This window comes from uncultured Gimesia sp. (assembly GCF_937919775.1).
Classification (GTDB): Bacteria; Planctomycetota; Planctomycetia; order Planctomycetales; family Planctomycetaceae; genus Gimesia.
Genome location: NZ_CALFPF010000072.1, coordinates 1 through 5,991, shown reverse-complemented (window position 1 = coordinate 5,991; position 5,991 = coordinate 1). Strand labels below are relative to the sequence as shown.

The 5,991-nt window shown below is 49.3% G+C and carries 6 protein-coding genes; 2 read left to right on the top strand and 4 right to left on the bottom strand.

Annotated elements, in window-relative coordinates; all coding sequences use genetic code 11:
* The coding region (locus Q0294_RS01900; RefSeq protein ID WP_299460313.1) for a hypothetical protein at window positions 1-230 on the top strand (230 nt) is incomplete at its 5' end.
* A 34-nt stretch (window positions 231-264) separates the two neighbouring features.
* Here the strand turns inward: Q0294_RS01900 and Q0294_RS01895 are convergent.
* The 4 genes from Q0294_RS01895 to Q0294_RS01880 form a co-directional block, all read right to left on the bottom strand.
* Window positions 265-852, bottom strand: coding sequence for an aminodeoxychorismate/anthranilate synthase component II (locus tag Q0294_RS01895; protein WP_299460311.1), 588 nt, complete (start codon window positions 850-852; stop codon window positions 265-267).
* A 24-nt stretch (window positions 853-876) separates the two neighbouring features.
* A complete protein-coding gene (gene pabB / locus Q0294_RS01890) occupies window positions 877-2,376 on the bottom strand; it encodes an aminodeoxychorismate synthase component I (protein WP_299460309.1) in 1,500 nt (499 codons plus the stop codon).
* A 98-nt stretch (window positions 2,377-2,474) separates the two neighbouring features.
* Window positions 2,475-3,887, bottom strand: coding sequence for a DUF6513 domain-containing protein (locus Q0294_RS01885; protein ID WP_299460307.1), 1,413 nt, complete (start codon window positions 3,885-3,887; stop codon window positions 2,475-2,477).
* Window positions 3,888-3,926: 39 nt separating this feature from the next.
* Window positions 3,927-4,271: a 4a-hydroxytetrahydrobiopterin dehydratase gene (locus Q0294_RS01880; protein ID WP_299460304.1), complete on the bottom strand. Its 345-nt coding sequence runs from the start codon at window positions 4,269-4,271 to the stop codon at window positions 3,927-3,929.
* 376 nt (window positions 4,272-4,647) lie between these two features.
* Between Q0294_RS01880 and Q0294_RS01875 the strand changes: the two genes are divergently transcribed.
* Window positions 4,648-5,991 (top strand): DUF1549 domain-containing protein (locus tag Q0294_RS01875; protein WP_299460301.1); only part of this gene is annotated, 1,344 nt, incomplete at its 3' end.

Genomic DNA, 5,991 nt, shown 5'->3' with positions numbered 1-5,991 from the left:
TGCATGAAAGTGCCTCCACAAATCTCTTTGAATACATGAACGCCAAATCGTTCAGTAATGCTGAAATCAGATTCATTGACGTTCTGAGATCTTCTTTTTTATCGGTTGGATGTGGGGAGGTTATTGTGAAGTATTACACAGTAATCGAAACGGGATGTGAGGAAATGCAAAAAACTCAGGATCATAACGGAGGAGTTTATTTGTCAGAAAGCAAAGTTGAACCAGCTTAACTAATCGGCCTCTAAAAATTTCGCTACGACTACTTTATGAGTCTGAGTGGTGCGCTGGAATAAAGGAGAGGAAACTCTCCAGCAAGGCGAGTCCACTTTCGGTCAGAATCGATTCCGGATGAAATTGTACACCGAATAAGGGGGCGGTTTTGTGTTCGATTGCCATCGGAATGCCGTCTTCCGTTCTGGCTGTGATGAGCAGATCAGCCGAAAGTGTCGCTTCATCAATGATCAAAGAATGGTAACGGGTCGCATGGAAAGGATTAGGCAGCCTGGACAACAAACGGGAAGTTTGATGAAAAATCAAAGAAGTCTGCCCGTGAATGGGGCGCGGCGCTTTGATGATTTTTCCGCCGAAACTGGCCGCAATGGTCTGATGTCCCAGGCAGACGCCGAGAATGGGAATTCGATTGGCAAATTGTGTTACCAGTTCCTGGCTCAGCCCTGCTTCTTCCGGGGTACAGGGGCCGGGCGAAAGCACCAGCGCGTCAGGGGCTAATTCTTCGGCCTGCTGCAGCGTGATTTGATCGTTCCGAACGACTTTCGTCTGCTGTCCCAACTCTTCAAAATAGCGGGCCAGGTTAAAGACAAAGCTGTCATAATTATCAATGATCAGGATCATGAACGCGTTTCTGCAAACGGGAAGTTATGGTTGTAATGCGGCAATCATGCCTGCGGCTTTATGCAGGGTTTCTTCGTATTCCAGACGCGGGTTGCTCTGAGCAACAATGCCACCGCCGACGGGAAATTGAATCCAGCCATTTCTGACGGTAAAGGTGCGAATCAGAATATTACTGTCAAATTCACCATTCAAACCAGCATAAAACAGACTGCCACAATAAGGGCCGCGGACCGTCGGTTCCAGTTCCGCGATAATTTCCATGGCCCGGACTTTGGGAGCGCCGGTGATGGAACCGCCGGGAAATGAGGCGGCCAGTAAATCCCAGATTGTGTTTTCCGGTTTGAGCTGTCCCCGTACTTCTGAAACCAGATGTTGTACGGTTTCATAAGTTTCCACTTCACAGAGGTGGGGCACGCGAATGGAGCCGGGCTGGCAGACGCGGGAAAGATCATTCCGGAGCAGGTCAACGATCATCACGTTTTCCGCCTGATCTTTTTCGCTTTCACGCAGTTCATCACGTGTTAACAGATCTGCTTCCGGTACATATTGCCTGCGACGGGTCCCTTTGATCGGGCGGGTTTCCACTTCGTTCTGAGAGACATTGAGAAATCGTTCGGGCGATGCGCTGACCACGGCCCAGTCATCCCAGCCAAAATAACCGGCGAAGGGGGCCGGGTTTTTCGCTCGTAAATTCAGATAGAGTTCTGCAGGGTGTCCGGTACTGCGACTCAGCAGACGCTGTGAAAAATTAGCCTGAAAGATATCGCCGGCGTAGATATATTCAATGATCCGTTCGACATGTTTGAGAAATTGGGGTTTGCTGAAATTACTCAAAATCTCCCGGTTTCCTTCAATGGGGAAATTGGGAGAAAGATCATCCAACTGGAGTTGCTTCGTCTGAGAAAATTTACTTTGTGTGAGTGGAGTCAATCTGGACTGTCGATTGCCGTCTGCAGAATGCAGGCGTGCTTTGAGTGCTTTCAGCCGCTGCGCGGCCAGATCGAGATTTTGTGTTTCCAGACGATGATCGAAACCTTGCACGATCAGCCAGGCGCGATGCTGGCTATGATCCCAGGATATCACCCAGTCATAAAATCCGACGGCTAGATCGGGGAGTTGAAACTCATCGTGAGGAGCACGGGCAAACTTTTCCCAGCAGCGACCCAGTTCATAGGAAAGCAGGCCGGCGAATCCTCCCTGAAATGGCGGAAGACCGGGAATGGATTCCACATGATGTCGTGCGTGAATGTGCCGAAACGTTTCAAAAGGATCTGCGGCAAACTGAGCCTGCTGGATTTGAACGCGGGTCAGCGGGTTGCACATCAGATAGGAAAATCGTCCCACTGAGGAGGTCTGGCGGGCGCTCTCCAGTACCAGCAGACTGTCATCACCGGCGAATTCCAGAAAGAGACGCTCCAGATCCGGGCAGGGAGTCAGCTCTTCCACAAGTGGAAGCGGGCTTGATACATGCCTCCCCTGCTCTGGCAGTAGGTGAGAGAGATCCTGAAAAACGTTACCGGACATGAATTTAATCTACAGAAGAAACACGATGAATTTAGATCGGAGTCAATCGCAAAAGGCGCTCAAATCAGTATAGCAAGAGCCTGACCACTACGGAATCATCAGCGAGGTCCACATTGCTCACCTGCTCCCTGATCTCTTCTGCGTTCCAGCGCACTGATTTCCGCTTGTGACAGAAAACCCCAGTTTAAAGGCTGGTCCTGCTGATATTGTTTTCCCAACGTCAAAGCTGTCACTGCTTTAGACATTTCGTAACCCAGATAAAACGCATGTGCGGCGTCCAGTTCTTTCGGGTTGGCCGCCTGAAACTGATCAAATAACTGATAGGGGTCAGTCCCTTTCCAGTAACCGTCCCGATTCATGACGTGCAATTCATCCTGTTCAGCGAAGATGCGATAATTCGGATCACGAATTTGTTGTGACAGATTCTTTAAAGCGGCCTGTCCCATTTCATTGAGTTTGGCATCTCTCAACAAAACGAGTTGGTAGTGAATGTGTTTGGGCAGACTTTTGCTGTCGATCGCATATTTTACCATGCGTCGGGCATAATCAAATTCCCGGATGGCGCTGCGCGCCCAGTTGATCACTTCCGTTGCCAGAACACTGTGAATTTTCAACTCCTGGCAGAGTGCGGCGAGCAGAAAATTGATTCCTGCGGTGTCGACTTCGGTCAGCTCGGTCAAATTTCCGATGCCCATCATGATTTCAAATTCCGGGAATTCCCTGCGTGCCCGATAATAACGCTCCAGAGAGGCCGCGAAACCATAGCCGATCGGTTCCAGGATAGGATCAATTCGAAAAGGGGTTTCTGTACGAACCAGTTGATCGACAACATCACACAGAGAATCAAAATCACTGGGAATATCCGGGATCGCGACGACTTCAACCCCCAGTTTTGAGACCCAGTCGAGATTCGTGTGATTGCAGCTCAGGATGAGTTCTGCCCCGTTCTCGACAGCCGCTTCTACCTCCTGCTGCTCGAAACTATCAATCGAGACACGGTGCCCCGCATCGACCAGCATCCGCACGACCTCCCCTGCCCGACTCCAGCTTTCACCGGGAACGCAGCCGACGTCAATCAGGTTCGCCCCGTTTTGGCGGTAATGTTCTGCCTGTTGCAGGATTTCCGCATCTGACAGAAACGGGGCATGATTGATTTCCGCCAGGATTTCGATATCAAATCGGGATAGATCCTTGGGGGGTCTCCCTTCCTGACCAAAATATTCCGGGAGGTCGAAATGATCTTTAGGCCCCCTTTTAAAAGGGAGTCCAAAGTGATCCGTGAGAATCTGCAGGTCGCCTTTACATAAACCGGGAAGCATGACCCAGTCGATCCCGGCTGGAACAGTCAGTCTGCGTTTGACCAGAGGAACATGCATCAAAGCGGCAACTTGCACATTCAACACGGTGATGTCATATGCAAAACCGGCCTGAGGGGCCAGTTTTTCCAGTATTTCCCGCAATGAATATTCGGCCAGTTTTCCAGTCACAAACAGGATGCGTTCCTGTTTCATAGTCGGTCTTTCCTGAAGTCTTGCAACGGTCGGTTTCTGTTAATGAACCCAGTGTTTGGGGAATCCGTCGAGTGGTGACTCCTCTGCGGGTAACCAGGTCACGGTTTCTTCAATTTTTTGAGCTAACTCGGTGTCTTTGGTTGTGATGGCCTTAACCCGATGCGTCTGTAATTTGACGGTTACCGCAGCATAACCCACGCTTAGATCCGGATGGTGCCAACCTGCTTCGGCCAGATAACCGATGGTATTTACCAGCATGAGGGTATGCGGCCAACCAGGTGTCGCGTACTTTCTTCTCAACCAACCTTCACGAAACTCCCATTCAGAGTAAGTGTTCAGAAATTCCTGAATCTGTTCTTCTGTTAAAATCTGGTCTTCAGTCATGATCACCTCAATATTTCGGAGTGATTTTACCGGGGTAAAAATTGAAATCACAGCGTCTTTAAGTCGATAGTAGCTCTAGAGCAACTGTACTGCATTCTACGAAGTAATAAAATGGTGGGCACAGCACTAATTACATAACCTTGTTAAGAATGCGGGTGAATCTGGAATTCACTAACTCTATGATTCATAAGGTTTAAGTGAAAAAACTGACTACCCCTTGCCTCTATCGTCGAGTAGAATAGAAGTATGAGGGTTTGCCGAATTAAAGTGAGTCAAACCTGATCCCTCCTGACTTTTCCCGCCCGCGTTTAGTAGAGAAAGAATTGAAAAAATGAAGCGGCCTTTTATCCGATTTCATAATTCATCAAGAGTTCCTATGCCTTCAGCGTTTCGATGCTGGGCAGTGCTTGCCCTCGTTGTCTTTTCAGCGCCCTCACTGCTGCAGGCTGCGAATAAAATCCCTGCTGAACAGATCGAATTTTTTGAAAAGGAAATTCGACCGGTTCTCGTGAAGCGATGTTATGCATGTCACGGCTCTAAAAAACAGGAAGCCAGTCTGCGTCTGGATTCGCATGCCTGGATGATGAAAGGCAGCGATAGTGGTGTCGCCGTGATTCCGGGAGACCCTGTTAAAAGTAGAATCATCCAGGTGATTCAATATCATGATGACGACAGTCAGATGCCCCCCGCTGGAAAAATGCCTCCCACCGAAATTGCCGCATTAACCCGCTGGGTCGAAATGGGCACTCCCTGGCCGATCTCCGATCAAGATGCCAAAGCTGTTCCGGTAAACGGCGCCTATGATTATGCAGCGATTTCCCAAAACCATTGGGCATTTCGGCCGGTGAGTCATCCGGAACTTCCCAAGGTCAAAAACCAGCAACAGGTTTCTTCTCCGGTAGACCACTTTGTGCTCGCACGTCTGGAAGCGAAAGGATTGACACTTTCTCCCCCCATTGATCGGCGGAAATTAATCCGCAGAGCGTCTGTGGATTTAACTGGCTTACCTCCTTCGTATCAGGAAGTCGAAGCCTTTGTGAATGATGCTGCTCCCGATGCGTACGAAAAACTGATTGATCGGCTCTTAGCTTCTCCCCATTACGGAGAACGCTGGGGCAGGCACTGGTTGGACGTCGCCCGGTATGCAGACACAAAAGGTTATGTGTTTACTTCCGAACGCCGCTATCCCTACTCTTATACTTACCGTGATTATGTCATTCGCGCTTTCAACGAAGATCTGCCTTATGACCGGTTCATCCAGGAACAAATCGCGGCAGATCAACTCGATCGCAGTGGCGATGATCGTGCTCTGGCGGCATTGGGTTTTCTGACCGTGGGTCAGCGCTATCGAGGCAACATTCATGATATTACCGATGACCGGATTGATCTCGTCTCGCGCGGTCTGCTGGGGTTAACTGCTTCGTGTGCACGTTGTCACGATCACAAGTTTGACCCCGTTCCGATCAAAGATTATTACTCATTGTATGGCATCTTTGTCAGCAGCCATGAGCCTGAAGAAAAAGATTTACCTTTGATCGGTAAATCGAAATCGGAAAAAGAATTTAAAGAATATCAGGCTGAACGGGCCAAACGTCAGCAAAAAGTGGATAATTACATCAAGGAAGAAGTCCGGAAATTCAGAGCCAATTCGCGTTTGAAGATTGCAGAAGTACTACAGGCGGTGGCTGAAAAAGATAAGCTGGCATACGACGGCGAGCAG

What these genes read in the sequence shown, in the direction of transcription:
- Q0294_RS01895 (WP_299460311.1), bottom strand. Translation starts at nt 852, where the DNA reads ATGATCCTGATCATTGATAATTATGACAGCTTTGTCTTTAACCTGGCC.
- pabB (WP_299460309.1), bottom strand. Translation starts at nt 2,376, where the DNA reads ATGTCCGGTAACGTTTTTCAGGATCTCTCTCACCTACTGCCAGAGCAG.
- Q0294_RS01885 (WP_299460307.1), bottom strand. Translation starts at nt 3,887, where the DNA reads ATGAAACAGGAACGCATCCTGTTTGTGACTGGAAAACTGGCCGAATAT.
- Q0294_RS01880 (WP_299460304.1), bottom strand. Translation starts at nt 4,271, where the DNA reads ATGACTGAAGACCAGATTTTAACAGAAGAACAGATTCAGGAATTTCTG.